This window comes from Ruegeria sp. AB10, from assembly GCF_056542745.1.
The window spans coordinates 216,171-242,001 of sequence record NZ_JBQGAI010000004.1; the positions used below are offsets into that span (position 1 = coordinate 216,171).

Sequence of the window (25,831 nt, forward strand, 5' to 3'; positions counted from 1 at the left end):
GACCAGCGCGCAACCTCTTGCCCGTAAGGATAAGTTCAGCTTAGCCTTTGTTTATGTCGTCCCGCATCCCCTCTCTCAACTGGTTGCGCGTGTTCGAGGCCGCGGCCCGCACCGAAAGCTTTGCCCGCGCGGCCACTCAGCTGAACATGTCGGCAGCAGCCGTCAGCCAGCAGGTCAAGGCGTTGGAAACGCGGCTGGGCACCCCCCTGTTTCAACGTCATGCTCACGCGGTGACCCTGACCGAGGCGGGACGGGCCTATCTGCCGTCGGTCCAACAATCCCTGCTGATGCTGGAAACCGCCACTACAGGGCTATTTGGCGAAACCCGGGCACAACGGTTATTTGTGCAGTCCGTCCTGTTGTTCGCGCACGGCGTCATTGCCGGTGGCTTACCGGATTTTCAAACAGCGCATCCTCAGATCAACCTATCCCTGACCACTGGAAATCTGGTGTCGGATTTCGCCAACCAGTTCACCGATCTGCAGATCGTGTTCGGCAACCCGGCGCTTTATGGGGCTGAAAGCGACAGGGTGTTGCATGAAACGCTTTACCCGATGGCCCCGCCGGAGATTGCAGCGCAGATCCAAAGCCCGCCGGACCTGTTTCAATTCCCGCTGATCGAGGTGTCGACCCATCGCGCAAGCTGGCTGCACCTGTTCGAAACCCTGCGCCTTCCGGCCGGTCAGGCGCGGTTTTTCTTTGCCGACAATTCGCTGATGGCGGCCGAACTTTCGGCCAGCGGCGGTGGCATCGCGTTGGCCCGTGCGCCTGCTTCGGATCGCATCATGCACCTGTCGGGCCTGGTCCCCTGCCTGCCGGACATTCAGATTGCCGGGCAGGAAGCCTATCATCTGGTCTATCCCTCGCGCGCCGCGCTGCGCCCTCCGGCACGCGCCTTTCGCAATTGGCTGCTGGATTACAGCGCCGCAGTCCAGACCCGGTAACGCCCCTGCCCCGTCACCTCGCGGATCAAACCGCGCCGAGTGAAACGGTCGATATTGCGCTGCACCGCCGCGCGTGAGGCTTTGGTCAGTTCTTCGGCCAGCGGCGCCGAAACCATGGGCCATGCGGTCAGAACATCGATCAACAGGGGTGGTGTCCGCCCGCTAAGCCCGCTGGTGGCCTCGCGCGCGCGCTGCTCCCAGGCGCTGACCCGGTCCAGATGCATCAGCGCGGCCAGCGCCGCCTGCCCTGCCCCCCGAACCCAGGCCGAGAGCTTTTCGTCCACCTCCCCTGCCCCGCGCAACGCGCCAGGACCGGATAGGGCCAAAGGCATGAACATCGCCCCGCCCCGCCCCATCGTGGCCGCATGGCGGGCCGCGATGATTGCGGCCTCGGTATCCTGGCCAATGCCCTGCGACAGCGCGCGCCAGGCGTGAAAGGCCATTGCGGCCTGCGTGACCGGGTGCAACCCTGCGGAATTTCGCATCACTTCGGCCAGATCGGCCACTGTTTCCGGAATGTCCTCGTACCCCTGTGCCATCCGGTCCAGAAAGGCAGTCAGGCCAGTCTCCCACCCGCCCTCTGAGGGACCGGGACCTGCCGTAAGCCGCCGCACCGCCCATCCGGCGCGGAACAGCGCCTGAACGTCGTCTCCGGTTGCACCGATGCGCAGACCGGTCCACAGCGCCAGCCGATCCACACTGATCCGGTCGCCGGTCCACCAGCCCAGATCGGACACATCCATCAGGGCCAGCCGATGGGTCCACCCATCCGGCCCCGTACGCAACCGTTCGTCCAACGCACCGAAGATCGCAGCCAGATCGGCCAGTTCATAAGACAGCTCGGCCTGCGCCGCGCGCCAGTCCCGCGGATCGAACAACAGGCGACGGTCGGCCTTGGGGCCGGGGATCAGGTAATCTTCTGCCGCCTCTTCATCGTCGGGCGGCAGAAACCACAAATCTTCGTCTTCGGGCGGGTCCGCGTCATAGATACTGGGAGGACCAACCGCATCGGCGTCCTCATCCGGATCAGGTATGACAGGTTTTGTCGTCATATCCGGTATATTTCGGGGAATTGCCGCGGTTCACAAGGCGTTTTTGCACCCCGCGCGCTCAGCCCGGGAAACTTGTGGTCAGGATGTCCAGCTGCCCGGCCAGATCGGTCTGATCCCTGGCGCCAATCAGCATGTATCCATACCCATCCTGCGCCCAGGTCGCCGTGGCCAACCCGCTGAGAACCGCCTCTTTCAGTTCCCTTGTCGGCGCGCCTTCGCCCTGCCGGATCACACAAAAGGCAAAAGGCTGACCCTGTTCGTCGGCAAATACGACCTGAACCAGCGGCTTGCCTTTGAAGGACAGAATCTGCGCGCGCTTCAGCTCTCCGCCCGGCAGCGCCTCAAGCGCCGCGCGGTTCAGCGACCGCCCCAGCTGTTCCTCGGCCATCGCAAACTGCGCATCCAGCGCCTGGGGCGAGCTGTCCAGCGACGCGATCGTGTCCGGTGTATAGAGCGACTGATAAATCGCCGCCTGCGCGGCCCAGCCCAAAGGTTTCGGACGCGTGAACCAGTAGGTGGCGGATACGGCCACAACCGCGACCGAGGCCACTACGGCCAACAATCGCAACCCACCGCCCGCAGGCCGAACGGGCGCAGCAGGCGCGTGCTCGGGCAGATCGACCGAAGGCGTTTCGGCAGGGACACGCTCGAACACCGCCTGCACCACAGGCGCAAACGGGTCCAGCGCCATCAGGCGCTGTTCCAACTCGGGGTCGGCCTCAACCGCGCTTTCGATGGCGCGGGCCTCGGCCTCGTCCAGTTTGCCTTCCAGATACGCTGTCAGCGTCTCGTCGGAAAACTTCATTTGCCACTCCGTCGAACGGCGTCTGCCGCCTCATGCTGCATCACGGTTTTCAGTTTCTGCCGGGCGTTGGACAGCCGGCTCATGATCGTTCCTATCGGCACCTCCAGCAACGCGGCGGCCTCGCGGTAGCTATAGCCCTCGACGAACACAAGCATGACCGTCTCGCGCTGCGCTTCCGGCAGTTGCATCACTTGAGTAAACACTTCAGCGGCGAAAATATTCGTTTCCGCGTCCGGCCCGGCGGCAATCAGCTCCGCTTCGGGCGTGACCGACAGCGCCTGTGCCTTGCGGACCGAGCGCGCCCGCACCTCGTTCAGCCAGATCGAGCGGCAGATTGTGATCAGCCAACTGTCCAGCCGCTCATAGGATGTCACCTGATGATGGCGTTCCAGCGCGCGCAGACAGGTGGATTGCAACAGGTCGTCGGCCACGTCCGACGCACCGGACAGCGCCAGCCCGAACCGCCAGACACGTTTCGAGTGCATCTGGATCGCGCCGCGCACGGCCTGTTCCGAGCTTGTTTCACCACCCATCGAATAATTCGCGACCTGTGTATCTGTCATTCACGGACCGGGGTCCGAAGGCTCAGAATTGACATAGCCCGAGGAAGAAAGAAATGAAACGTCTGATCCGAGCCGATATGTCAAAGCCGCAAAATCCCGGTGCGATGATCCGCAGGGCTTTGCCGAACAGGTCCGATCCCCCTTCCCCTTGGGGATGCGGCTGGCTAAGAAGTTCGTCCAGACATTTTCAGGAGGCCCCCTTGGACCGCATTGCCCGCACCATCGCCACCGAGATCAGCGCCCGCCCCGAACAGGTTGGCGCCGCGGTGAAACTGCTGGATGAAGGGGCCACCGTCCCCTTCGTCGCCCGGTACCGCAAAGAGGTGACCGGCGGGTTGGACGATACCCAACTGCGCACCCTGTCCGACCGCCTGACCTATCTGCGAGAGCTTGAGGCCCGGCGCGAGACCATTCTGGGTTCGATCAAGGATCAGGGTAAACTGACCGACGATCTGGCCAAATCCATCGCGCAGGCCGAGACCAAGGCGCAGCTGGAAGACATTTATCTGCCTTACAAACCCAAGCGCCGCACCAAGGCAATGATTGCACGAGAAAACGGGCTGGAGCCGCTGGCCGATGCCATTCTGGACGACCGGTCCTCTGATCCCGAAGCTTTGGCGCAGGGCTATGTGACCGAGGCGGTGCCGACCACAAAAGACGCGCTGAACGGCGCACGGGACATCATCACGGAACGGCTGACGGAAAACGCCGCCTTGCTGGGCGAGCTGCGCGATTTCATGCAACGCGAGGCGCTGCTGACCTCGAAAGTGATTGACGGCAAGGAACAGGAAGGCGCCAAGTTCAGCGACTATTTCGGCCACACAGAGCTCTGGGCCAAAACTCCGTCGCACCGCGCGCTGGCGATGCTGCGGGCCTCGAAGGAAGGGATCGTTACGCTGGATATCGCGCCGGAACCCGAAGCGGGTGCCGCGCGGGCTGAAGCCATCGTCGCCGCCCATCTGCATACGCGCGGCGAAGGCCCCGCCGATGTGTGGCTGCGCAAAGTGGCCGGATGGACCTGGCGGGTGAAATTGTCCCTGTCGATGATGGTTGAACTGATGGCGGACCTGCGCAGCCGGGCTCAGGACGAGGCCATTCAGGTTTTCTCTCGCAATCTCAAAGACTTGCTATTTGCCGCACCAGCCGGAGCGCGGCCGACACTGGGTCTGGACCCCGGTATCCGTACCGGCGTCAAAGCAGCTGTGGTAGATGCCACGGGCAAGGTGGTCGCGACGGATACGCTCTACCCGTTTCAACCGAAAAACGATCTGCGCGGCGCGCAGGCGGCTGTTCTGAATCTGATTGCCACCCACAAGATCGAACTGATCGCCATCGGCAACGGCACCGCCAGCCGCGAAACCGAGAAGATGGTGGCCGACGCGTTGAAGCTGCTGCCTAAAACCGCCAAGGCCCCGACCAAGGTGGTTGTGTCCGAAGCCGGTGCGTCGGTCTATTCCGCCTCGGAACTGGCCGCGCGCGAATTTCCCGACCTCGACGTGTCGCTGCGCGGCGCCGTGTCCATCGCCCGACGATTGCAGGACCCGCTGGCCGAGTTGGTCAAAATCGAACCAAAGTCAATCGGCGTCGGTCAGTACCAGCATGACGTGGACCAGCACCGCCTGTCGCAATCCCTCGCCTCGGTGATCGAGGACGTGGTGAACGCAGTGGGCGTCGATCTGAACACGGCTTCTGCCCCCCTGCTCTCTCACGTCTCGGGCCTCGGACCCGGGCTGGCCGAAGCGATTGTGCTGCACCGCGACGTGAACGGCGCGTTTCAATCGCGCAAGGAGTTGCTGAAAGTGGCCCGCCTTGGCCCCCGCGCTTATGAGCAATGTGCCGGCTTTTTGCGCATACGCGACGGCTCGGAACCCTTGGACGCGTCTTCGGTTCACCCCGAAGCTTATGACGTGGCGCGTCGGGTCGTTTCCGCCTGTGGGCGCGATATCCGTCAGATCATGGGCCATGACGGCGCTTTGAAAGGATTGCGGGCCGAGCAATTCGTCAACGACACGTTCGGCCTGCCGACCATACGGGATATCTTTTCCGAATTGGAAAAGCCCGGCCGGGATCCAAGACCGAGTTTTGTCACCGCCTCGTTCACTGATGGCGTCGAAGAGATCACCGATCTGAAACCGGGTATGGTGCTGGAAGGCACCGTCACCAATGTCGCCGCCTTTGGTGCTTTTGTGGATATCGGCGTGCATCAGGACGGGCTGGTGCATGTCAGCCAACTGGCCGACAGGTTCGTCAAGGATCCGCACGAGGTGGTCAAGACCGGACAGGTGGTCAAAGTCACTGTGGTGGACGTGGACGTCCCTCGCAAACGGATCGGCCTGACGATGCGCAAAGACGGCGGTACTTCGGCACGCGAAGATCGGGCCAGTCGCGGGCCCAAAAAGAGCTCCTACTCATCAAAAGCCAAAGGATCACAACGCGCAAAATCTGACAGTAATGCGCATAACAGCGCGCTTGCGGATGCGCTCAAGTCGGCGATGAAGGACCATTGAAGTTCTGAGGGGCTGTGAGCAGCCTCTTTTTCCGACGCTTAGGTAAATGCGTCGGGCTCAAGTTCTTCCCAGAAATCAAAGATAGCGTTGGCGTTCAAACCCGAACGCCAGCCATGAGCGCGGAAATGTTCCCGGTCCAAATCGTTGTCGAGCCCAGCCAGAAACAGCCGTTTGTCCGCATCCCTCTGAGTCGGGTTTCGCCGCGAAACCAGCTCTTCGACGATGGATAGCTTGCGCGACCGCTCGGCTCGTTCCGCTGAGCGCGCGGCATAGGCCTGATCTTCCAGTGCCTTCTCGGCCTCTCGCACACGCGCGGCTTCGACGGCCTCGGGACTGGGCTCAGCCGGTGCTTCCTTTTCCGACGGCTGATAATCGTCGCGTAAAGCCGCAGATAGATATCCGACCGTGGACTTCACGTCGCCCTGCCCGCTGACATAGTCGAGCTTTTGCTGCACGTAGTCTTCTCCGTGTTCAGCGATCCATTGACGTGCAAGCCGATCCGACACCCCCTGTTTGCGCAGCGTCTTGTAGACCTGCAGATTGCGGACGCCATCGCTGTCGTCGATTTCGAACATCGCCTTTTGCGGGTTCCCCTTGATCAGAAACCGGATATCGGTGACGGTGCGGCCCTTTTTCTGAAACTCGGGTTCGATCAGAATGTCCGAGCTTTTGTTCACCTCGGCAACGGCCGGCTTGATGATCTTCGCATTGAGGTGCTTGAAGCTGCTGTAATAGTCGCTGCCATCCACCCCCATGAGCTTGCGGAACACATCCAGCGCCCACCACCCGGTCGAGCCGGTTCGTACGAAACGATAGCAATTCTCATAAAGCGCCAGGCCATGGCCCGAACTGAAGTTCCTTTGAATCTGGACGTTGATCAGGGCATAGATTTTAGGATCGTACAATTTCTGCGCCAGAGCCGGAGAATAGGCATATTCGCAAATTCCGTTCTTCAGCTTGGCAAAACTGAGCAGCGAAGACACGCCCCATTCCTGTCGCCCCTGTTCGTCCAGCATGTCCCATTCTGCGACGGTTTCGGCCAACGCCCGCAGGCTCGCGCGCAACGTGTCGAAGTCATTCGAGTTGTACCCAACCATCATCGCAAGGGTTCGTGCATCGATCGTGTGCGTCGGCGCAGAGGTCAGTGCGTCATAGGCGTTCAGCAACAGAACGTTGGACAGCTTACGCTGCAACAACGTGAGCTTGCCGCTGATGTGAATCGCGGCGACGTTTTTCTTGACCGTCTCCCGGCGCAAAGCACCCGAGAGCTGATCCATATCCAGTTGGGTATCCGGCATGATTCTGCCTGACTGCTCATTTTCCGTATTTGTGACATGAAAAGTACCTGCGGATCAAATCAATTTGGGTACCCAAATACAGGAAGACCCGAATCCCGTATCCGGGTACCTCATGCGAAATTTGCCCGAGTTATCCACAAAATTGATACGTACATGGGCCTCAAATGGACTCTGCCGCCGAGCTCGCGCCAACAGTAGGTCCGGATTTAGGGTCTAAACTCGCTGAAAATTCAAAGCCCTGCGAATCGGCTCCCTTCTTCCCGAAAGCCGGAACCCTTCATCCTGTGTACGGGTTCCTTTGGTACCGGAATCGGGTTCCTTTGGTACCGTATTCAGGTGCCCAAGCCAAGCTTACGTATTGTTTTATTTAGACTTTCGCGGCGCAAAGATTCTAAAACTTCTAAAAATAATAAACTCTTTGTTGGGCTGGGTGTTCATTTTTCTTTTAGTTTCGTGGCGAAACCCAAAGCTAATACCGAATTCTGCGGAAAACCTTCTTTCAAAGGATAGCTTCAACGCCAGATGTTCGCTATGTTGGGTAATATACGCCGCTAAGGCGAACATTATCTGAGGCATCGACAGTGAATAAATCTACCCAACCTCCCCTGCCGCCCTATTTGAATTTGGACCCCGAGCTTGCAGCGGGAAAGCTGCCCGATCCTATCGGCACCTCTCGATTCGCAAAAGCGGCTACATTCTGTGCCAAGGGGCGCGAAGATCTGGCTCGTCGCGGATATGCTCCGGATGGAGAGAAACGACTTCGCCGTTTCTCGATTTGGGAGATCACCAAATACCTTATCCCGGTGGCTCCGGCCCATCTGCGCCGGGTGTTAAAGGCCAACCCGGACCTGCCCCAAGGTGAGGGCGAGGCCGGTTCGAAATGGTTCACGCTCGAAGAAGTGCTCGCACTCAGAAAATACTTTGCTGCCGAAGGCGTCAGCACCAAGGAGTATTTGCCGTACCGACCGGAAGGATTGCCGGCAAAAGTTGTGGCAGTTGCCAATTTCAAAGGCGGTGTTGGCAAAACGTCGACTGCCGCGCATCTGGCCATGTCGGCCGCATTGGACGGGTACAAAGTGCTGGTCGTAGATCTGGACAGTCAAGGATCGATGACTTCCATCTTGGGGGGGGATGTTGCCGACGAATGGAAAACGGTATTCCCCCTGATTGCCAAGGATTATGCAAGGGCCGTGCAGGAAGAGAACCGGGTTCGGACTGCGGCAGGTCAGCCAGAGATTCCGCTGGATGAAACACTGCAAGAAGCACTGAACACCCTGCCCCGAGATGTTATCCAGAAAACGCACTGGCCAAATATCGATCTGATTGGCGCCCAGCTGAACCTGTATTGGGCCGAATTTCAGATTCCAGTCTGGCGCATGGGCTTGCGAAGCTGGCCGCTGTGGGACGGATTGACCAATTTCCTGCACGACGAGGGCGTTCTGAATGATTATGACATCGTATTCCTCGATACGCCTCCTGCACTTGGGTACCTAACGATCAATGCGCTGGCGGCGGCGGATATTCTGTTGGTTCCCCTGGGTGCGTCATTTCTTGAATTTGACTCGACGGGTCGGTTCTTCGACATGCTCTACACCACCTTTGCAAGCATTGAAGACGGTGAGAACGCGGCCCAGCGAGCCGCGGGCCTGCCCGAGCTCAAATTCGAATGGGACGTCGTAAGGGCGATCATCACCCGGTTCGACGCCAGCCAGCAGACGGATATGGCCAACGTCATTCAGGCCTATTTCGGCGATTTCATGAACGCTTACCGGCAGGACTACACCGCGCTGGTCGGGCAGGCCGGTGAACAGGTCAACGGCATCTATGAAGCCGACTACAGGGATTTCAACCGGGATACATACGTCAGGGGCCGGGAAACATTTGACCGCACCTACGCCGAATTCAAGCAGGTTCTGATCGGCTGCTGGTGGCGCGACGCTCAGATGGGAGGAGAAGCAGATGGCTAAACGCAGAAGATTGACCGCTCCGGATACCGCGGAACTGGAACAGCTCGAGGCCGGTTTCGCGGCGAAACCCTCAATCAGCCCGTTTGAAACCAAGTCGGCGACGCCTCCGATTGCTCAGGTCGCGGCAGAAGCTGCGACTTTGAATGGCATGACCGCTGTCACGGATCGGCTTGCACTGGCGCAGGACCAGGGGGATGCCGCCCGGTGGCGCGACGCACAGGATGCGGGATTGGTTGCAGAGCGGTTGCCGCTGGATCAGATCAATGCGGATTTCATTCGCCGCGACCGTATGGTCGAAGACGAAGAGGCCATGTCCGAACTGTTGGAATCGCTGCGCGTCCATGGCCTGCGTACCCCGATCGAGGTGACACGGGACGGAGACGGCTACGGGTTGATCTCGGGATTCAGGCGTCTGAACGCCTTTCGGCGCCTTGCGGGAACGGATCCGCGGTTTGCGGATATCCCCGCTTTCATTCGCGAGGCGGGCTCCGGTCAGGGTGCCTATGTCTCGATGGTCGAGGAAAACGAACTCAGGTCGAATCTCAGCCCCTATGAACGCGGTCGCATCGCGGTGCTGGCTGCGGGGCAGGGGGTGTTCGCGTCGACCGAGGCCGCCGTCGACGTTCTGTTCGCGGCGGCGTCCAAGGCCAAACGGTCCAAGGTTCGCAGCTTTGCGATGGTGCATGAGGCGTTGGGCGATCTGCTGCAACATCCCGTTGCCCTGTCTGAGAAGTCTGGCTTGAAACTGGCCTCGGCGTTGCGGGACGGTGCGCAGGGCAAACTGCGGCAGGCATTGGCCGGGGTAGGGGAACTGGACCCGAAATCGGAATGGGCTTTGCTGGAGGCTGCTCTGAAGACATCGCCTGCCCCTCCGAAAGACAAAGCGCGTGGGGGGCGGCCACAGCAGGTTCAGCGGCTTTCACCTGTCGCACTGTCTGGGGGGGGCGATATTGTAGCCGAGGTTTCTGCCGGAGAACTGCGCATTCGCATTCGCGGGAAAGATGTCTCTGCCGAAGACGCAGAGGTGATCGTCGGGCAGCTTGCTGAATACCTCGGAGAGTTTCGCAGCGAAACCTGAGCTTGGACCAAAGCACCTAGCGCGGCGGTGATATGGGTGGTGATGTGCATAATGATCATTTTTTGCGCATAACGGCGACTATACGCAACATAGCTGGTCACTGCGGATACTGATTATGAGTGGGTGAAACTGTAAGACGGAAATGTGTCGCAAGCCTTCTTGGAGCCTTCAATACTTGGGAGACTATTTCCTTGGCTTTCAGTTTAACGCCAAGCGCTGGCTGAATCTGGGCAACGAAAGACTGAAAGCCACGAAGGTCGACCCAAATTTACCCATTCACACGATGTGCATAGGAATAATACTCCACGCAAAAAACTTTCCGAAACTACCCAACATGGGTGCGTCGCTGACCAATTGCACCGGCGCTTGGGAATTCGCAGCCATGCTGTCAGCCGGATGGTCTGACTATGACACGCTCAGGGCGGGCGGGATCATTGGCATGTTGCCCGGCGGTGGCATTGTGGACACCATTGGCGTCAGCGCGATCAGGCACAAGATGAACCATCAGAATTTGCGGCTGAGCTTTGCCTATGACCGCAGGGGTGATGACATTGCCAGCCGTGTGACTGTCAATGCTCTGACAACATCCGGCGTTTTTCAGCCATGGTTTCGCGGCGGTCGCGTTCGATTCCCAGCCTGAAGGACTCTTCGACGAAATCGATGTGATCAACTGCGGCTTTTGCGGCGCGCGGCTCATCCCCGTCGATCACTGCCTTCCCCAGTTCCATATGCTGAGCCAGAAGCTGTTCGCCGGTGCCGTCAATCGTTTTCAGGAAATCGCGATTGTAGAATACGCCCTTGCGTGTGAGTTCGTAGATCGAGGCCATCATGTGGATCAAAGTCGCATTCTGACTGGCATCCACAATTGCCGTGTGCAGCGCGAAATCGGCCTCCTGCGCGGCCTTGGTGTCGTTCTCCTGCCAAGCCCGTTCATTTTCGGTCAGGATTTCCGCGATCCGTTCCTTGTCGGCCTTGGTCGCGCGCCGGGCGGCAAGACGGGCGGCAAAGCTCTCCTGTTCGCGCCGGTATTCCAGATAATCGAAAAAGGCAGGCTCGTGCCGTTCATAAAGCGCCAACAGTGCAGGCATCATCGCCTGACCGGTCAGGGCGGCGACAAACGTACCCTCGCCATGTTGAGTGGTGACAAGGCCGCGTTCTTCCAGAGCCGCCAGCGCTTCGCGCAGCTTGGGGCGTGACACCCGCAGCATTTCGGCAAGATCCCGTTCCGAGGGCAGTTTGCGGCCCTGTTTCAGGATGCCGGATGCGATCAGGTCCTCGATCTGGGCGATGACGGCCTCGGCCAGCGATTCGTGTCCGACCGGTTCAAAAATCGCCGTGGGCCTCATGGCGTTGTACCTCCGCTAGATGTCAGACTTAGACTTACTGGTAAACAAATATAACCATGTCAGTTAAAAATTCAAGCGATCGTGGAGTGCAGCAATTAAGGGCGTAGCCTTATGTAATTGAATGGAAATTACGAGAATCATGAATTCTTGCCGCATTGAAACGCGTCGAATGACGCAATTCAGATGTGGATGAGTGAATGAGTTGACGAGGCCAGTGGTTAACAAACTTGTTGACTGGTTGATACTGGTAAAGTTAGTTTACCACCGGAGAGGCGCTGGAAGAGCCTGCGCCACTGATTGGGGTAGATGCCCTGACCAACCTGGAGGAGATTTCATGAAAAAGACCCTGACGAGCCTCGCCGTGGCCGCCAGCCTGATGGCCGCACCTGCGGTCGCCGCTGACAAGCTGCTGCTGAAAACCCCGATCGCATTCTCGACCGAGCTGCCGGGCCTTGGCTCGCCGATCCCGCGTGTGGCCGAGCAGCTGGACCTGATGTCCGGCGGCACACTGAAGATGAAAGTCTACGAGCCGGGCAAACTGGTTCCGCCTTTCGAGATTCTGGATGCCGTTTCCACCGGCAAGATCAACTCGGGCTACACCACCGCCGGTTACTGGGCAGGTAAAATCCCGGCCGCGCCGCTGTTCTCGGCTGTCCCGTTCGGCCCTGAGGCGGGCGAATACATGGCGTGGATGTACTATGGCAACGGTCTGAAACTGTATCAGGAGATGTATGATCAGGCGGGCTATAACGTTCACGTCCTGCCTTGCGCCATCATCGCCCCCGAAACCTCGGGCTGGTTCGCAACCGAGATCAACTCGCCTGAAGACCTGAACGGTCTGAAGATGCGCTTCTTCGGTCTGGGTGGCAAAGTCATGCAGAAACTGGGCGTTGCGACCTCGCTGCTGCCGGGCGGTGAAATCTTCCCCGCGCTGGAAAAAGGCGCCATCGACGCGACCGAGTTCTCGATGCCTGCCATCGACGCGCGTCTGGGCTTCCACAAGCTGGTCAAGTTCAACTACTTCCCGGGCTGGCACCAGCAGGCGACCGTATTTGAACTGATGATCAACAAGGACGTCTGGAACGAAGCCAGCGATCAGCACAAGGCAATCATCGAAAACGCCTGCAAGGCGTCGATGGCGGACAGCTTTGCCGAAGGCGAAGCCATTCAGCACGCCGCTCTGATCGACAACGTTGAAAACAACGGTGTCACCATCAAGCAGTGGTCGCCTGAAATGCTGGATACGTTCCGTGCAACCTGGGAAGAGGTTGCCGCTGAAGAAGCAGCCAACGACGCCTTCTTTGCACAGGTTCTGGCCGACATGAACGAGTTCCGTGACGGCTACGACCTTTGGAAAACGAACGCTTTCCTCCCTCGTCAGTAACCTCCCAACTGACATCGTCGGGGCGGCTGTAACCGCCGCTCCGACCCTTTTCCTTTATTCTCGGAATTTCTAACCAATCACTGCCCGCACGCCGGGCTGCTGAGAGAGGAATGACCATGGCCAGCCAAAAAAACTTCAACGATCCGGTCGAAGCCTATGAGGGCATCCTGGAGCACCCCGAGACAGACCGTCAGAAAATTGCCGTCGCCATCGACTCGGGCGTAAAGGCCGTCGGCCATGTGGTCATGTGGGCAAACGTGTTGCTGATGGGGGCGATTTTCGCTCAGGTCTCGCTGCGTTACCTGTTCAGCCAGAACTATCCCAAACTGGATGAGATCCAGTGGCATTTCTACGGCATCGTCACGATGATCGGTATCTCTTATGCCTTGATCACGGACAGCCATGTGCGCGTCGACGTGCTGCATATGCAACTGTCACGCCGCGCGCAGCGGGTCATCGAGGTGATCGGCATTCTGACCCTGCTGACCCCGTTCATCTATCTGATGATCGATCAGGGATACGACTATTTCTATGAAAGCTTCCGCGTCAACGAACGGTCGGACAGCCCGACCGGTCTGCCTGCACGCTGGGCATTCAAGGCGGTCATTCCGCTCAGCTTTGTCCTGTTGGCACTGGCTGCTTTGGCGCGGCTGATCCATGACGGGCATGCGTTGCTGTACGGACCCGAGACCGAGCGCGAAGGCGCGCCGCTGCGCCGGATCCTGCTGGTGCTGGCCGTGTTCGCCGCCGTCTGCGTCGGCCTGACTTTCCTGGTCGAAACGACCGAGGAAAAGCTGGTCATCGCGATGTTCCTGACCTTCATCGCGCTGCTGTTCACCGGGTATCCGGTGGCCTGGGTTCTGGCCGGTGTCGGCGTGGCCTTCTGTGGCCTGGCCTATCTGTTCGACAATGACCTGATGCTGTGGACAGGCTTGGAAGGCACCCTGACCGGGCTGGATTACCTGACCCTTGGTGCGGTGGTGAACCGGGTCTATGCGACCATGTCCAACGCGGTTCTGGTGGCCCTGCCGATGTTCATCTTCATGGGCCTGATGCTGGACGAATCCGGTGTGGCCGAGCGTCTGATGTCCTCGATGCAGCGCCTGTTCGGCACCGTGCGCGGGGGTCTGGCGATCACCGTGACCCTGATCGGGATCATTCTGGCCGCCTCGACCGGTATCATCGGAGCATCCGTGGTGCTGCTGGGCGTGCTGTCGCTGCCCTCGATGATGCAGCAGAAATACCAGCCGACGCTGGCTGCCGGCGTGGTTTCCGCGTCGGGTACGCTGGGCATCCTGATCCCGCCGTCGATCATGCTGGTGATCATGGCCGACCAGATGGCCCTGTCGGTGGGCGACCTGTTCATGGCTGCGGTCTTTCCCGGTGTGATCATCGGCGGGCTTTACCTGACCTACATCTTCATCCTTGCGTTGGTGAAACGCGACGCGGCCCCTGTGCCCGAAGGCGCCAAGGCCCCCGACTGGGCCGCCGTCAAGGATGTGCTGATCGCGGTTATCCCGACGCTGATGCTGATCCTGGCCGTGTTGGGCTCGATCTTTGCCGGTCTGACCACTCCGACCGAGGCCTCGGGCATCGGTGCCTTGGGTGCTACGCTGCTGGCCCTGGGCTATCGCAAGCTGACCTTCAAAAAGCTGTGGAATGTGCTGGTCTCGACCTTCAACACCACCGCTTACATCTTCGCGATCTTCCTTGGCGCGACCGTGTTCTCATATGTCCTGCGTGAGTTGGGCGGGGATGAGCTGATCGAACATGTGGTGCAGTCCACCGGGTTTGGGGCCAATGGCACCATCCTGTTCATCCTGTTCATCGTCTTCCTGCTGGGCTTCGTGCTGGACTGGATCGAGATCACGCTGATCGTGCTGCCCCTGATGCGCCCGATCGTGAACGGGCTGGGCATCGACATTCCGGGCTTTGGTGTTCTGGACGAACCCGCGCTGGTCTGGTTCGTGATCCTGGTTGCGGTGACGCTGCAAACCAGCTTCCTGACCCCGCCGGTTGGCTTTGCGCTGTTCTACCTGAAAGGCGTCTGCCCGCCCGAGATCAAGCTGACGCACATCTACAAGGGCATCATCCCCTTCGTGCTACTGCAGCTGACCGGTCTGGCGCTGGTCTTCCTTTGGCCGACCCTCGCCACCTGGCTGCCCTCGGTCGCTTACTAAGGAGCTGCACCATGCGTCTGAACCAATGTCATAACTTCCACGACTTCCGGCGGCTGGCCAAACAGCGGCTGCCGGGGCCGATCTTCAACTACATCGACGGTGGCGCGGATGATGAGGTGACCTATCGGGAAAACACCCATTCGTTCGACCGCTGCGACCTGTTGCCGTCGGTGCTGCGCGGGGTGAAGGACGTGGACATGTCCGTTACCGTGATGGGGCAAAAGCTGGACATGCCGATCTATTGCTCACCCACCGCGCTGCAGCGCCTGTTCCACCATCAGGGCGAACGCGCCGTGGCGGCAGCGGCCGAGAAATACGGCACCATGTTCGGCGTGTCCTCGCTGGGCACCGTGTCGCTGGAAGAGTTGCGCAAGAAACACAAGAACCCGCAGGTCTATCAGTTCTATTTCCACAAGGACCGTGGTCTGAACGCGGCCATGATGCAACGCGCCAAAGAGGCGGGCGTCGAGGTGATGATGCTGACCGTCGACAGCATCACCGGCGGCAACCGCGAACGCGACCTGCGCACCGGCTTCTCGATCCCGTTTCGCCTGACGCTGGGCGGCATGATCCAGTTCGCAATCAAGCCGATGTGGGGGATCAACTATGTCACCCACGAGAAATTCCGCCTGCCGCAACTGGAAGAGCATGTGGATATGGGCGGTGGTGCCAGCTCGATCGGTGGGTACTTCACAGACATGCTGGACCCGTCGATGAACTGGGATGACGTGGCGCAGATGGTGCGTGACTGGGACGGTCAGTTCTGCCTCAAGGGCATCATGACCGTCGAGGATGCCAAGCGCGCGGCCGAGATCGGCTGCACCGGCATCATCCTGTCGAACCATGGCGGCCGTCAGCTGGACGGCTCGCGCACGCCTTTCGACCAACTGTCCGAGATCGTGGATGCGGTGGGCGACAAGCTGGACGTGATGATGGACAGCGGCATCCAGCGTGGCACCCATGTGCTGAAAGCCCTGTCGCTGGGGGCCAAGGCGGTCGGTGTCGGACGGCACTATCTGTATCCGTTGGCCGCCGCAGGGCAGGCGGGTGTCGAACGTGCTCTGGGTCTGATGCGGGCCGAGATCGAGCGTGACATGAAACTGATGGGCGTCACCAGCGTCGACCAGCTGAGCCGCGAGAGCATCCGGTTTCGCGCTGCATAAACCACAACGGGGGCTGCCATGACCAATGATGAGCTGATCAAACATTTCCGTTCCATCGTTGGGCCGCGCCATGTCTTGACCGGAGAACGCGCGACGGAGCGGTTTCGTCGCGGGTTTCGTTCGGGCGAGGGTGAGGCGCTGTGTGTCATTCAGCCCGGTACCTTGCTGGAACAGTGGAAAGTGCTGCAGGCCTGTGTTGCGGCGGACAAGATCGTCATCATGCAGGCCGCCAATACCGGCCTGACCGAAGGCTCGACCCCTTCGGGCAGCTATGACCGCGATGTGGTGCTGATCAATACGCGTCGGATGGACGCTCTGGTACCGTTGAACAATGGCGAGCAGATCGTCAGCTTTCCCGGCGCCACTCTGTTCGCGCTGGAAAAGATGTTGGCCCCGCTGGGGCGTGAGCCGCATTCGGTGATCGGATCTTCGTGTATCGGGGCCTCGATTGTCGGTGGCGTCTGCAACAATTCGGGCGGATCGCTGGTTGAACGCGGCCCGGTCTATACCGAACTGTCGGTCTATGCGCAGATCACCGAGGCAGGTGAGCTGGAACTGGTCAACCATCTGGGCATTGATCTGGGCAACACGCCCGAGGAAATCCTGGCCAGCCTGGATGCAGGCACGTTCGAGCGTAATCCGGGGGCAACGAACAAACGCGCCTCGGCCAGTGATTACGCGCAGATCGTGCGGGACGTAGACGCCGAAACTCCGGCGCGATTCAATGCGGACAAGGCCAAGCTGTTCGAATCCGCCGGGTCTGCTGGCAAGATGGCGGTCTTTGCCGTACGGCTTGATACCTTCCCCAAGAATGCGGCCGAGAAGGTTTTTTACATCGGCAGCAACAGCGCGGATGATCTGGCCGCGCTGCGCCGTCATATCCTGTCTGATTTCAAATCCTTGCCGGTCTCTGCCGAATACATGCAGCGCGAGGTGTTCGACATCACCGAACGTTACGGCAAAGACACGGTTGTCATGATCGACAAGCTGGGCACCGACCGGCTGCCGATGTTCTTTGCCATGAAGGGCGCAGTCGATGCGCGGCTGCGGCGCATTCCGTTCCTGCGCAACTTCACCGACCGGTTCATGCAGGCGGCGGTCTCGGTCTGGCCGCGGGTTCTGCCGAAACGGATGGTCGATTTCCGCGATCGCTATGAACATCACCTGATCCTGAAAATGAAGGATGACGGTATTGCCGAGGCCAGTGACTGGCTGCCCGAATTTCTGAAAGACCGCGATGCGGATTTCTTCGAATGCACCGCGCGTGAGGCGAAAATCGCCGGTCTGCACCGCTTTGCCGCCGCCGGAGCCGCCGTGCGTTACATGGCGATCCACGCGAATGAGGTCGAAGACATCATCGCGCTCGACGTCGCGCTGCGCCGCAACGATCAGGACTGGCTTGAGAAACTGCCGCCCGAGATCGAGAATCAACTGGTTCACAAGCTGTATTACGGTCACTTCATGTGCCACGTGATGCATCAGGACTATGTGGTCAAAAAAGGGGCCGATCCCAAGGCGCTGAAAGCGGCGATGCTGGACCTGTTCGATCAGCGCGGTGCCGAATACCCGGCCGAGCACAATGTCGGGCATCTCTACAAAGCCAAGCCCGATCTGGCGGCGCATTACAAATGCTGCGACCCGACCAACTCGTTCAACCCCGGTATTGGCAAGATGTCCAAGGTGCGCAATTACGGCGAGGACAGTGCCGCCTAGCCGGTTTTGCGCCGGCTGACCGATTGCCGTTCGACCAGCCGCGCCTCAAGCCGTTCCGCGCCGGGTCGCTTCTGCTCCGAGATCCAGCGCGCCAGGGCAATGGCGGCTTTCTCGCCCATTTGGGTTACGGGCAGATGCACCGTTGTAATCGGGGGCACTGCAACGGCGGAACTGGGCAGATCGTCGATGCCAACCAACGAAACGTCATCAGGCACGGAAATGCCCTCGGCCTGAAGCCCGAACAGGACACCCAGCGCAACCACGTCCGACAGGCAAAGAATGGCGTCCGGCTTTTGGGGCAGGGCGCAAATCTGTCTGGCGGCGTCCGCACCGCCCTGATGGCTGATATCGGTCTCGAAAGCTGTCAGCTCTGCGGTCATGGGCAAGGCGCGCAAACCGGACAAACGCGCGCGGGTCCGGTCGTTGTCATGGGTCGGGCCATGCACAACCGCAATGCGCTGATGGCGCAGATCTATCAGATGCTGCAAGGCAAGTCGCGCTGCGCCCGCGTTGTCGTATCCGATGGTCGGCAGCGGGTTTTCTGCATCATAGAAAGAGGTGATGATCGTTGGCAGCATTGTCCGCTCGATCAGGTCATGAAGCGCGGTGCTGTGTGCGGCACCCGTGATGATCAGACCTTCGGCCCCGATATCCACCAGACTTTTCGCTTTTTCGGCCTCGATATCCGGGTCCGAGTCAGTTGTGGCCACAACAAGGGACAGATCGTGCGCGGACAGGGTGCGTTCGAGCGCTGCAAGGAAGCGGGCAAAGATCGCGTTGTCCAGAGTGGGCACTAAGGCACCAACAAACCGGGTTCGCCCGGAATTGATCGCCCGCGCAGCGGCGCTGGGAACGAATTTCAGCCGGGCAATTGCGGCCTGAACCTTTTCCAGCGTGTCCTTCTTGACCACGCCGGGCTCATTCAGGACCCGCGACACCGTGGCGACCGATACGCCCGCAGTTTTTGCTACATCTCTGAGATTTGCGCGTTTTTTTGGCTCGGGGGCTTTTTGCGTCACCGGGTTTTGCGTCCGTTTTTCAGGGTCTCTGAGGAAAGAGTTGACATATGTAACTAGTTTCATCAACCTCTGTAACTAGTTACATTAGCGAGAATCTGACACACCATGCTGGGATCTTCGGTCTTACATGCGTTTACGAATACCGGGTTTGACGGCCCCGGACGCCGGTTTCCGGGGTTCCCAAAGGCCTCGGGTACGCGGACCCACAAGCTGGCCCCGCGTGAGGCGGTCAGGTTGGCGTTGGTGCCGGGGGACTTGCTGTCGCTGGAGGGGCTGGGTCAGTCCTTGGACCTCGTGGTGTTCACCGAGGACGGACAGGCCAGGCCGAAAGCTTTGGGGTTGGAGGCAAACACACAGATCGACTGCGCCGAATTCGACAGCGCCCGCTTCGTCGGCTGGACCCAGGCGCAGGGCGGCAGGCTGCCGGTCTCTGGTCATCGGCTGGGTCAGATCACCGATCCGCTGATCCTGCGCGCGGACCAAAAGATAACTGTCTGGGCAATCCGGCCCGTGCCGGTTGCGGCTTTGGTCGAGGGCGCAAATACCGGCTGCGCCTTTGTCCGGCACAAACCTGCGGTCTCGAGCGGTCCGCATCTACCGCCTCTGCTGGGTGATACGAGGGACGAATTCACCGTGCCGCGGGGCAGTGCCCTCGCCTATGAGCTCAAGGAAGGGGAATTCGTCCAGATCATCGATGTCGAAGGGCAGCAATGCTCCGATTTCATGGCGTTGCGGTCCGATGGTTTGGACCAAGGCGTTGAGCGGATGATCGACTCGACCGCGACCCGGTCGATGGTGCGCCGCGCCTATCCCGGCCCCGGTTTGCTGGACAAGTTCTTCGACCGTGAGATGCGGCCCCTGCTGAACGTCGTGCAGGATACTTGCGGGCGGCATGACACGTTTGGTCTGGCCTGCACCGCACGCGGGTACGAGGATCGGGGTTTTCCCGGTCATCTGAATTGTTCCGACAACATGTCGAACGCATTGGCGCCTTATGGCGTGGCGCGGCGGGCGGCATGGCCTGCGATCAACTTTTTCTGGAACACCTGGATCGACCCGGCGACCCACCACATCCTGACCGAAGAATCCCACTCGCGCCCCGGAGACTACGTCGCCATGCGCGCGTTAACGGATCTGGTTTGCGTCTCGACCGCCTGTCCTGATGACATCGATCCGATCAATGGCTGGAACCCGACGGATGTGCATGTGCGCATCTATCGCCCCGAAACGCCGATCCGCCGCGCGGTTGCCTATCGTGAAAAGGAAGATGCCCCGATGTCTATTAGTCAGGAATCCGCCTTTCACGACCGTCTGGCCCCGCTGACCCAACACTTTGCCCCGGCGCGGGATCTGTGGGCACCCGTCAGCTATCCGGCACATGGCACGCTGGGCGAATACTGGGCCTGCCGTCAAGCCGTAACCGTGCAGGACATGAGCGGTCTGCGCAAATTCGACATCATCGGTCCGGATGCCGAAGCGCTGTTGCAACAAGCCACCACGCGCAACGTCGCGAAACTGCCGGTCTGGCGCGGGTCTTATACGCTGATCTGTGACGAGAGCGGTTCGGTCATCGACGATGGCACCTTGTTCCGCCTCGCGCCCGAGATTTTCCGCTGGTGTTGCGGGTCCGAGGAAAGCGGTCGCGTGTTGCAGGCGCTGGCCGACGAACGCGGCCTGCAAGTTCGGGTCCATGCGTTGCGCGGCGCGATGCCGAATCTGGCCATTCAGGGGCCAAAGTCGCGCGACCTGCTGCGCAAGATCGCCTTTACGCAACCGCATGTGCCCGCGTTGGACCACCTGAAATGGTTCGGCGTGACCGTGGCCCGCCTGCGCGATCGCGAAGGCGCGCCGTTCATGCTGTCGCGCTCCGGGTACACCGGAGAACTGGGGTATGAGGTTTTCTGCGCCAAATCCGATGCCGTCGCGATCTGGGATGCGGTTATGGCGGCGGGTGAGGAATTCGGGATCACCCCGATGGGCTCGGCCGCGCTGGACATCATCCGGATCGAGGCCGGGCTGGCCGCAGCGAACGCCGAATTCGCGCCGGGCGTCGATGCCTTCGAGGCCGGGCTTGGCTTTGCCGTTGATCTGACGAAATCCGATTTTACCGGCAAAGCTGCGCTGGAACGCAATACACGCGACCCGCGCCGAATGCTCAAGGGGTTACTGATCGGCTGCGATGATGTGCCGGCCCATGCTGCCCCGGTTTTTGCCGGTGAGCGGCAAGTGGGTGTGGTCACATCAGCCACCCGCTCACCCATGCTGGAACACGCCGTCGCCATGGCGCGGCTGTCGGTCGAACATGCGGAAAACGGCACCCGGCTTGAGATCGGCCAGCTCGATGGGCGGATGAAGCGGCTGGGGGCCACCGTCACGGACATTCCATTCATAGACCCGCATCGCAAGCGGGCGCGCGCCTGACGCGCATGAACCTCAACCCAACGGGAGATTTAACATGAAGAAACTGACACTTACCGCAACTCTGGCATTGGCCTTGGGCGCGACAGGGGCGATGGCACAGGATAGAGTCATGGTCGGTGAGCCCAGCTGGCCCGGCGCCAAGATCATGAGCCGGGTGATCGGTCAGGTCATCGAAACCCGTTTGGGCGGCGAGGTGGGCTATGCCCCCGGTGCCAATGCGGTGATCTTTGCCGCCATGGACGGCGGTCGTGGTGACATTGACGTGCATCCGGATGTCTGGCTGCCGAACCAATCCTCTTTCACCGATGAATATGTCGACCAGAAAGGCACCGTCGCCTTGTCTTCGGGCAGCTATGAGGGCCGGGCCGGGATCTGTGTGCCGAATTACATGGTCGAGGATCACAACATCCGCTCGATCTACGATCTGGCCACCCCGATGGCGCAAGAGCTGTTCGATTCCGATGGTGACGGCATGGGCGAGGTCTGGGTTGGGGCCTCGGGTTGGGCCTCGACCAACACGTTCAAGGTGCGGGTGCGCGACTATGGGATCGAAACCTTCCTGACGCCGACCACCGAAGACGAAACCGTGTTCTATTCGCGGTTGAAGGATCAGATCGACCAGCAGAAAGGCGCGGCCTTCTACTGCTATGCGCCGCATTACGTCCATGCGCTGTACGACGTGACCATCCTGGAAGAGCCCGAGCATGACGCGGCCACCTACAAGATGGTGCAGCCCGATCAGGATGCCGACTGGTACAACAAATCCCATGTCAGCACCGGCGAGCCGGTGAAGACTGTGACCGTGGCGCATTCCAGGTCGCTGGAGCAGCGCAACCCGGCGGCGGCCTCTTTCCTGGCCAATATCAACATGGACGCCGGGCAGTTAAGCGGCCTGACCTATGAGGTCGTGGTCAAGGGGCGCGACACCGACGAGGTCGTTGCGGAATGGATCGCCGCCAATGGTGAGACCGTGGATGGTTGGCTTGGCCTGACCACCAACTGACACCAGCGCCCCCGGGGTCTCGGGGGTGCCGCCAAACACACTCAACAGCGGTGGGACCAGTATGACAGCGGATATCGCAATTGACGCAAAAGGCGTGTGGAAAGTGTTCGGTACACGCTCGAACGAGGCTTTGAACGCCATTCATAGCGAAGGCCTGAGCAAGGCAGAAGTGCTGGACCGGTTCAACTGCGTGGTCGGCGTGGCCGATGCCAGTTTCGAGATCGAGCGGGGTGAGCTGTTCTGCGTCATGGGCCTGTCGGGTTCGGGCAAATCGACCCTCGTGCGTCATGTGAACCGCCTGCTGGAGCCGACAGACGGTCATATCTATCTGGACGGCGACGATGTGATGGGCCTGAACGACGAGGGCCTGCGCGACCTGCGCAACCGCCGGGTCGCCATGGTGTTCCAGAATTTCGGCCTGATGCCTCACCGCACTGTGCGCGACAACGTGGCGATGCCGCTGGAAATTCGCGGCACCGGCAAGGCCCGCCGCTGGGAAGAGGCTGACCGGGTGCTGGAACTGGTGGAACTGAACGGTTGGGAAGACAAATACGCCCATGAACTGTCGGGTGGGATGCAGCAGCGTGTGGGCCTTGCCCGCGCCATCGCTGCCGATCCTGAAATCCTGCTGATGGATGAGCCGTTCTCGGCGTTGGACCCGCTGATCCGCAAGCAATTGCAGGATCAGTTCATGGAGTTGAGCCACAAGCTGAACAAAACCACGATGTTCATCACCCACGATCTGGATGAGGCGATCCGCATCGGCCATCGCATCGCGATCATGAAAGACGGGCGCATCGTGCAGATCGGCACCCCAGAAGAGATCATCCTGAACCCCGCCGATGATTATGTGGCCGACTTCGTGGCCGGGATTTCCAAACTCAACATGATCTTCGCCCATGCGGTGATGAAACCGGTGGACGAGTTCGAGGCGCGTCATGGCGAAGTGCCCGATGACGCCAAGAAAGCGCATCCGGATATGGATTTGTCCGATCTGATGAACCTTTGCGTCGAGGGTCACGGCGTCGTGGCGGTGACGCAGGATGGCAAGACCGTGGGGGTGATCAACCGCGCCGGCCTGATCCGCGCGATTCAGGACAGTCAGGCATAAGGGGGCCGCTATGAAACATGTTGATATGCAACAGATCCAACCGGAAACCGCCGACCGTCTGAACGGGCTGATCGGAGAGTTTGTCGGGCAGGGTCACGCCTACTATCAGAAGACTTTTGCCTACATGATGCAGGCGCCGGGCTATCGCTTTACCCTGAACAAGGCGGCAGCGGTTCTGGGGCCGATATGGTTTGGCGCGCGCGGGCTGTGGTCGTGGTTCCTGGGATTCCTGGTGCTGGAAACGCTGGCCTATATCCAGATCGGGCTGGGCCTGTTCGGCGATCTGGGTCGCGAGTTCCGCGAACGGGCCGAACAGATCGAACAGACGCTGGAACTGCGTCGGCAGCAGATCGCGGCGGCGGAACAGTCTGGTGCCGCGTCGCTGGAGTCCCTGAAACGTGCCGCAGAATCGCTGGAGGGTGCGCTGGCCGGAGCGCAGGACGCCGCTAAAAGCGCGGATTCAACCGGCCTGACCTACCTTGCAATCGGGATCATCCTGTTGTTGGCGGTGAAATTCCTGGCGGCATCGCTGGCCAATTGGACGCTTGAGGGGCAGTTTGCCCGCTGGCGCTCGGACCCGAGCGTTGCGCATGGCTGGTCCTTGCCCCGGTTGACCGTTGCCTCGGTGCTGAGCGGAGTGGTCGTGATCCTGTCGATGATCAAGTTTGCACAGCCTGATGCATTCGCGGTTCTGAAAGCTTTTCCAACCAATCGCGATTGGCGCCTGAACGTGGGGGATGGCGTTCAGGCAGTGTTCGAATGGACCAAAACCGCCGGGCGAGGGTTCTTTGACGGGCTGACCTATGGGATGCGCACCCTTCTGGACTGGATCGAGGTGGTTCTGGTCGATACCCCCTGGCCGGTTGTGGCGTTGGTGATCATCATGCTCGCCTACCTGTCTGCTGGCGCGCGCGTGGCGATTTTCACCGGCGCAGCGCTGGCCTATCTGGGTCTGCTGGACTTCTGGGAAAAGGCGATGACCACGATTGCCCTGCTGGGCGCGGCGGCGCTGATCTCGATCACGCTGGGCATTCCGCTGGGGATTTACTGTGCCCGCCGTCCGCGTGCCTTTGCCATCGTGCGACCCATTCTGGATTTCATGCAGTCGATGCCGTCCTTCGTCTATCTGATCCCGGTGGTGGCCTTCATCGGATCAGGCAAACCGGCGGGCGTGGTTGCGACGATGATATTCGGCAGCCCTCCGGTGATCCGGTTCACGGTTCTGGGTCTGCAACAGGTGCCGGAAACCGTACGCGAGGCTGCATTGGCCTTTGGCGCCACGCCCCGATATCTGCTGTGGCGCGTGGATCTGCCGCTGGCGCACAAGACGATCATGGCCGGGGTGAACCAGACCATTCTGATGTCGCTGGCGATGGTCGTCGTCGCCTCGCTGATCGGTGCCAAGGGGCTGGGCGAGGACGTGCTGGAAGCATTGCAATACGCAGCCGCGGGGCAGGGCATTCTGGCCGGTCTGGCGATCCTTTTCTGTGCTCTTATTCTGGATCGGATCGTGGCCGGTAAGAAATAGAGGTCAACTCACACTCACACCCACAATGGGCGCAGCTAGACCTGCGGCGCCCGGGCGTAGGGAAGATGCCCGGTTTTCATCCAGACCTTGGCGCCGTCGGAACCCGCGGTGGCCGACAGCGCCTGGCCCTCGGGCAAACGCAGCCAGTCGTTTGTGTTCAATACATCTTCTCCGGTGGTGATCGACCCGTCGATGATGAGAATTTCGATCCCGCCGGGTGCGTTTGATGACAGGGTCGCGCCCGCGTCCAGATGGCTATAGGTGACCACTTCGCGGGCGTCTTCGTGAAGGATCGCGGTGGCGACGCCGTTTATCGGCGCGGACAGCTCATCCGCCATGGTTTTGCGGAACTGCGTACGGTCATCCATGTCGAACTGCCAGAGCTTCACAAAGATGGTGCAGCCGGGTGCCGATCCCGGCGTATGCTGCGATGTCGGCGGGTTTCGCACATAGGTTCCGGCCGGAAAATCGCCGTGCTCGTCCTGAAACACGCCGTCCAGCACAATGAACTCCTCACCGCCGGTATGTGTGTGCGCCGAAAATTTGCTGCCCGGTGCGTAACGTACAATGGTTGTGGCGCGGGCGACCTCGCCCCCGATCCGGTCCAACATGCGCCGGTCCACGCCTTTCATGGGCGAGGCCTGCCACTCAAGCTGATCAGAGTGAACAACGACGCGGGCAGAAAAATCCGAGTTGAGTTCCATGAGGCGGGGTCCTTTCGTCGTAGCGGGTTGCGATCCGTGGGCGCG

Annotated in this window: 19 protein-coding genes; 12 read left to right on the forward strand and 7 right to left on the reverse strand. The window is 60.3% G+C overall.

What is annotated here, in order from left to right:
* The first annotated feature begins 53 nt into the window (after positions 1–53).
* Positions 54–944: a LysR family transcriptional regulator gene (locus ACR0NT_RS10520; RefSeq protein WP_170673937.1), complete on the forward strand. Its 891-nt coding sequence runs from the start codon at positions 54–56 to the stop codon at positions 942–944.
* Here the strand turns inward: ACR0NT_RS10520 and ACR0NT_RS10525 are convergent.
* Genes ACR0NT_RS10525 through ACR0NT_RS10535 form a run of 3 tightly spaced genes read right to left on the reverse strand, consistent with a single transcriptional unit; the run spans position 917 to position 3,364 of the window.
* On the reverse strand, positions 917–1,996 hold the full coding sequence (locus ACR0NT_RS10525) for a helix-turn-helix domain-containing protein (protein WP_170673934.1): 1,080 nt from the start codon (positions 1,994–1,996) through the stop codon (positions 917–919). The genes ACR0NT_RS10520 and ACR0NT_RS10525 overlap by 28 nt on opposite strands.
* 58 nt (positions 1,997–2,054) lie before the next feature.
* Positions 2,055–2,801, reverse strand: a complete 747-nt coding sequence (locus tag ACR0NT_RS10530; RefSeq protein WP_170673931.1) for a hypothetical protein — start codon at positions 2,799–2,801, stop codon at positions 2,055–2,057.
* Positions 2,798–3,364: an RNA polymerase sigma factor gene (locus ACR0NT_RS10535; RefSeq protein ID WP_480443037.1), complete on the reverse strand. Its 567-nt coding sequence runs from the start codon at positions 3,362–3,364 to the stop codon at positions 2,798–2,800. Before ACR0NT_RS10535 ends, ACR0NT_RS10530 begins: the two co-directional genes overlap by 4 nt.
* Before the next feature lie 200 nt (positions 3,365–3,564).
* Here ACR0NT_RS10535 and ACR0NT_RS10540 point away from each other — a divergent pair, with 200 nt between their 5' ends.
* Positions 3,565–5,871, forward strand: coding sequence for a Tex family protein (locus tag ACR0NT_RS10540; protein ID WP_170673929.1), 2,307 nt, complete (start codon positions 3,565–3,567; stop codon positions 5,869–5,871).
* Positions 5,872–5,909: 38 nt separating this feature from the next.
* Here the strand turns inward: ACR0NT_RS10540 and ACR0NT_RS10545 are convergent, their stop codons facing one another.
* Positions 5,910–7,169 (reverse strand): replication initiation protein, encoded by a 1,260-nt coding sequence (locus ACR0NT_RS10545; RefSeq protein ID WP_170446746.1) that lies wholly within the window; start codon positions 7,167–7,169, stop codon positions 5,910–5,912.
* Between the two features lie 581 nt (positions 7,170–7,750).
* On the opposite strand from ACR0NT_RS10545, the gene ACR0NT_RS10550 reads away from it, so the two are divergent.
* Both ACR0NT_RS10550 and ACR0NT_RS10555 read left to right on the forward strand, forming a co-directional pair.
* Positions 7,751–9,136, forward strand: a complete 1,386-nt coding sequence (locus ACR0NT_RS10550; RefSeq protein WP_170446744.1) for an AAA family ATPase — start codon at positions 7,751–7,753, stop codon at positions 9,134–9,136.
* Entirely contained in the window at positions 9,129–10,214 is a 1,086-nt protein-coding gene (locus ACR0NT_RS10555; protein ID WP_170673926.1) for a ParB/RepB/Spo0J family partition protein, read from the forward strand. The genes ACR0NT_RS10550 and ACR0NT_RS10555 overlap by 8 nt, the downstream gene beginning before the upstream one ends.
* Before the next feature lie 569 nt (positions 10,215–10,783).
* Here the strand turns inward: ACR0NT_RS10555 and ACR0NT_RS10560 are convergent.
* Positions 10,784–11,560, reverse strand: coding sequence for a FadR/GntR family transcriptional regulator (locus ACR0NT_RS10560; protein WP_170673923.1), 777 nt, complete (start codon positions 11,558–11,560; stop codon positions 10,784–10,786).
* Between the two features lie 334 nt (positions 11,561–11,894).
* Between ACR0NT_RS10560 and ACR0NT_RS10565 the strand changes: the two genes are divergently transcribed.
* The 4 genes from ACR0NT_RS10565 (at position 11,895) to dld (ending at position 18,000) form a co-directional block, all read left to right on the forward strand.
* Positions 11,895–12,944: a TRAP transporter substrate-binding protein gene (locus ACR0NT_RS10565; protein WP_170446738.1), complete on the forward strand. Its 1,050-nt coding sequence runs from the start codon at positions 11,895–11,897 to the stop codon at positions 12,942–12,944.
* 116 nt (positions 12,945–13,060) lie between these two features.
* The gene (locus tag ACR0NT_RS10570) at positions 13,061–15,124 is read left to right on the forward strand and encodes a TRAP transporter large permease subunit (protein WP_170673920.1); all 2,064 of its coding nucleotides are present in this window, start codon (positions 13,061–13,063) and stop codon (positions 15,122–15,124) included.
* An 11-nt stretch (positions 15,125–15,135) separates the two neighbouring features.
* Positions 15,136–16,287, forward strand: coding sequence for an alpha-hydroxy acid oxidase (locus ACR0NT_RS10575; protein WP_170673916.1), 1,152 nt, complete (start codon positions 15,136–15,138; stop codon positions 16,285–16,287).
* Between the two features lie 18 nt (positions 16,288–16,305).
* The gene (dld, locus tag ACR0NT_RS10580; protein ID WP_170673913.1) at positions 16,306–18,000 is read left to right on the forward strand and encodes a D-lactate dehydrogenase; all 1,695 of its coding nucleotides are present in this window, start codon (positions 16,306–16,308) and stop codon (positions 17,998–18,000) included.
* Here dld and ACR0NT_RS10585 read toward each other — a convergent pair.
* On the reverse strand, positions 17,997–19,082 hold the full coding sequence (locus tag ACR0NT_RS10585; protein WP_170446730.1) for a LacI family DNA-binding transcriptional regulator: 1,086 nt from the start codon (positions 19,080–19,082) through the stop codon (positions 17,997–17,999). The two genes, dld and ACR0NT_RS10585, sit on opposite strands and share 4 nt — an antisense overlap.
* 42 nt (positions 19,083–19,124) lie before the next feature.
* Between ACR0NT_RS10585 and ACR0NT_RS10590 the strand changes: the two genes are divergently transcribed.
* From ACR0NT_RS10590 to ACR0NT_RS10605, 4 genes are all read left to right on the forward strand, one after another.
* Positions 19,125–21,440 (forward strand): aminomethyltransferase family protein, encoded by a 2,316-nt coding sequence (locus tag ACR0NT_RS10590; protein WP_170446728.1) that lies wholly within the window; start codon positions 19,125–19,127, stop codon positions 21,438–21,440.
* A gap of 34 nt (positions 21,441–21,474) precedes the next feature.
* Complete coding sequence (locus ACR0NT_RS10595; protein ID WP_170673910.1) at positions 21,475–22,443, forward strand: ABC transporter substrate-binding protein; 969 nt, start codon at positions 21,475–21,477, stop codon at positions 22,441–22,443.
* Positions 22,444–22,504: 61 nt separating this feature from the next.
* The gene (locus tag ACR0NT_RS10600) at positions 22,505–23,554 is read left to right on the forward strand and encodes a betaine/proline/choline family ABC transporter ATP-binding protein (protein WP_170446724.1); all 1,050 of its coding nucleotides are present in this window, start codon (positions 22,505–22,507) and stop codon (positions 23,552–23,554) included.
* 10 nt (positions 23,555–23,564) lie between these two features.
* Positions 23,565–25,082: an ABC transporter permease subunit gene (locus tag ACR0NT_RS10605; RefSeq protein WP_170673908.1), complete on the forward strand. Its 1,518-nt coding sequence runs from the start codon at positions 23,565–23,567 to the stop codon at positions 25,080–25,082.
* 35 nt (positions 25,083–25,117) lie between these two features.
* On the opposite strand, the gene ACR0NT_RS10610 is transcribed toward ACR0NT_RS10605, so the two are convergent.
* Complete coding sequence (locus ACR0NT_RS10610) at positions 25,118–25,786, reverse strand: cupin domain-containing protein (protein ID WP_170446720.1); 669 nt, start codon at positions 25,784–25,786, stop codon at positions 25,118–25,120.
* Positions 25,787–25,831: the final 45 nt, after the last annotated feature.

Coding starts and splice junctions, on each gene's coding strand:
- ACR0NT_RS10520 (WP_170673937.1), top strand. CDS start 54: ATGTCGTCCCGCATCCCCTCTCTCAACTGGTTGCGCGTGTTCGAGGCC.
- ACR0NT_RS10525 (WP_170673934.1), bottom strand. CDS start 1,996: ATGACGACAAAACCTGTCATACCTGATCCGGATGAGGACGCCGATGCG.
- ACR0NT_RS10530 (WP_170673931.1), bottom strand. CDS start 2,801: ATGAAGTTTTCCGACGAGACGCTGACAGCGTATCTGGAAGGCAAACTG.
- ACR0NT_RS10535 (WP_480443037.1), bottom strand. CDS start 3,364: ATGACAGATACACAGGTCGCGAATTATTCGATGGGTGGTGAAACAAGC.
- ACR0NT_RS10545 (WP_170446746.1), bottom strand. CDS start 7,169: ATGCCGGATACCCAACTGGATATGGATCAGCTCTCGGGTGCTTTGCGC.
- ACR0NT_RS10555 (WP_170673926.1), top strand. CDS start 9,129: ATGGCTAAACGCAGAAGATTGACCGCTCCGGATACCGCGGAACTGGAA.
- ACR0NT_RS10560 (WP_170673923.1), bottom strand. CDS start 11,560: ATGAGGCCCACGGCGATTTTTGAACCGGTCGGACACGAATCGCTGGCC.
- ACR0NT_RS10565 (WP_170446738.1), top strand. CDS start 11,895: ATGAAAAAGACCCTGACGAGCCTCGCCGTGGCCGCCAGCCTGATGGCC.
- ACR0NT_RS10570 (WP_170673920.1), top strand. CDS start 13,061: ATGGCCAGCCAAAAAAACTTCAACGATCCGGTCGAAGCCTATGAGGGC.
- ACR0NT_RS10575 (WP_170673916.1), top strand. CDS start 15,136: ATGCGTCTGAACCAATGTCATAACTTCCACGACTTCCGGCGGCTGGCC.
- dld (WP_170673913.1), top strand. CDS start 16,306: ATGACCAATGATGAGCTGATCAAACATTTCCGTTCCATCGTTGGGCCG.
- ACR0NT_RS10585 (WP_170446730.1), bottom strand. CDS start 19,082: ATGAAACTAGTTACATATGTCAACTCTTTCCTCAGAGACCCTGAAAAA.
- ACR0NT_RS10590 (WP_170446728.1), top strand. CDS start 19,125: ATGCTGGGATCTTCGGTCTTACATGCGTTTACGAATACCGGGTTTGAC.
- ACR0NT_RS10595 (WP_170673910.1), top strand. CDS start 21,475: ATGAAGAAACTGACACTTACCGCAACTCTGGCATTGGCCTTGGGCGCG.
- ACR0NT_RS10600 (WP_170446724.1), top strand. CDS start 22,505: ATGACAGCGGATATCGCAATTGACGCAAAAGGCGTGTGGAAAGTGTTC.
- ACR0NT_RS10605 (WP_170673908.1), top strand. CDS start 23,565: ATGAAACATGTTGATATGCAACAGATCCAACCGGAAACCGCCGACCGT.
- ACR0NT_RS10610 (WP_170446720.1), bottom strand. CDS start 25,786: ATGGAACTCAACTCGGATTTTTCTGCCCGCGTCGTTGTTCACTCTGAT.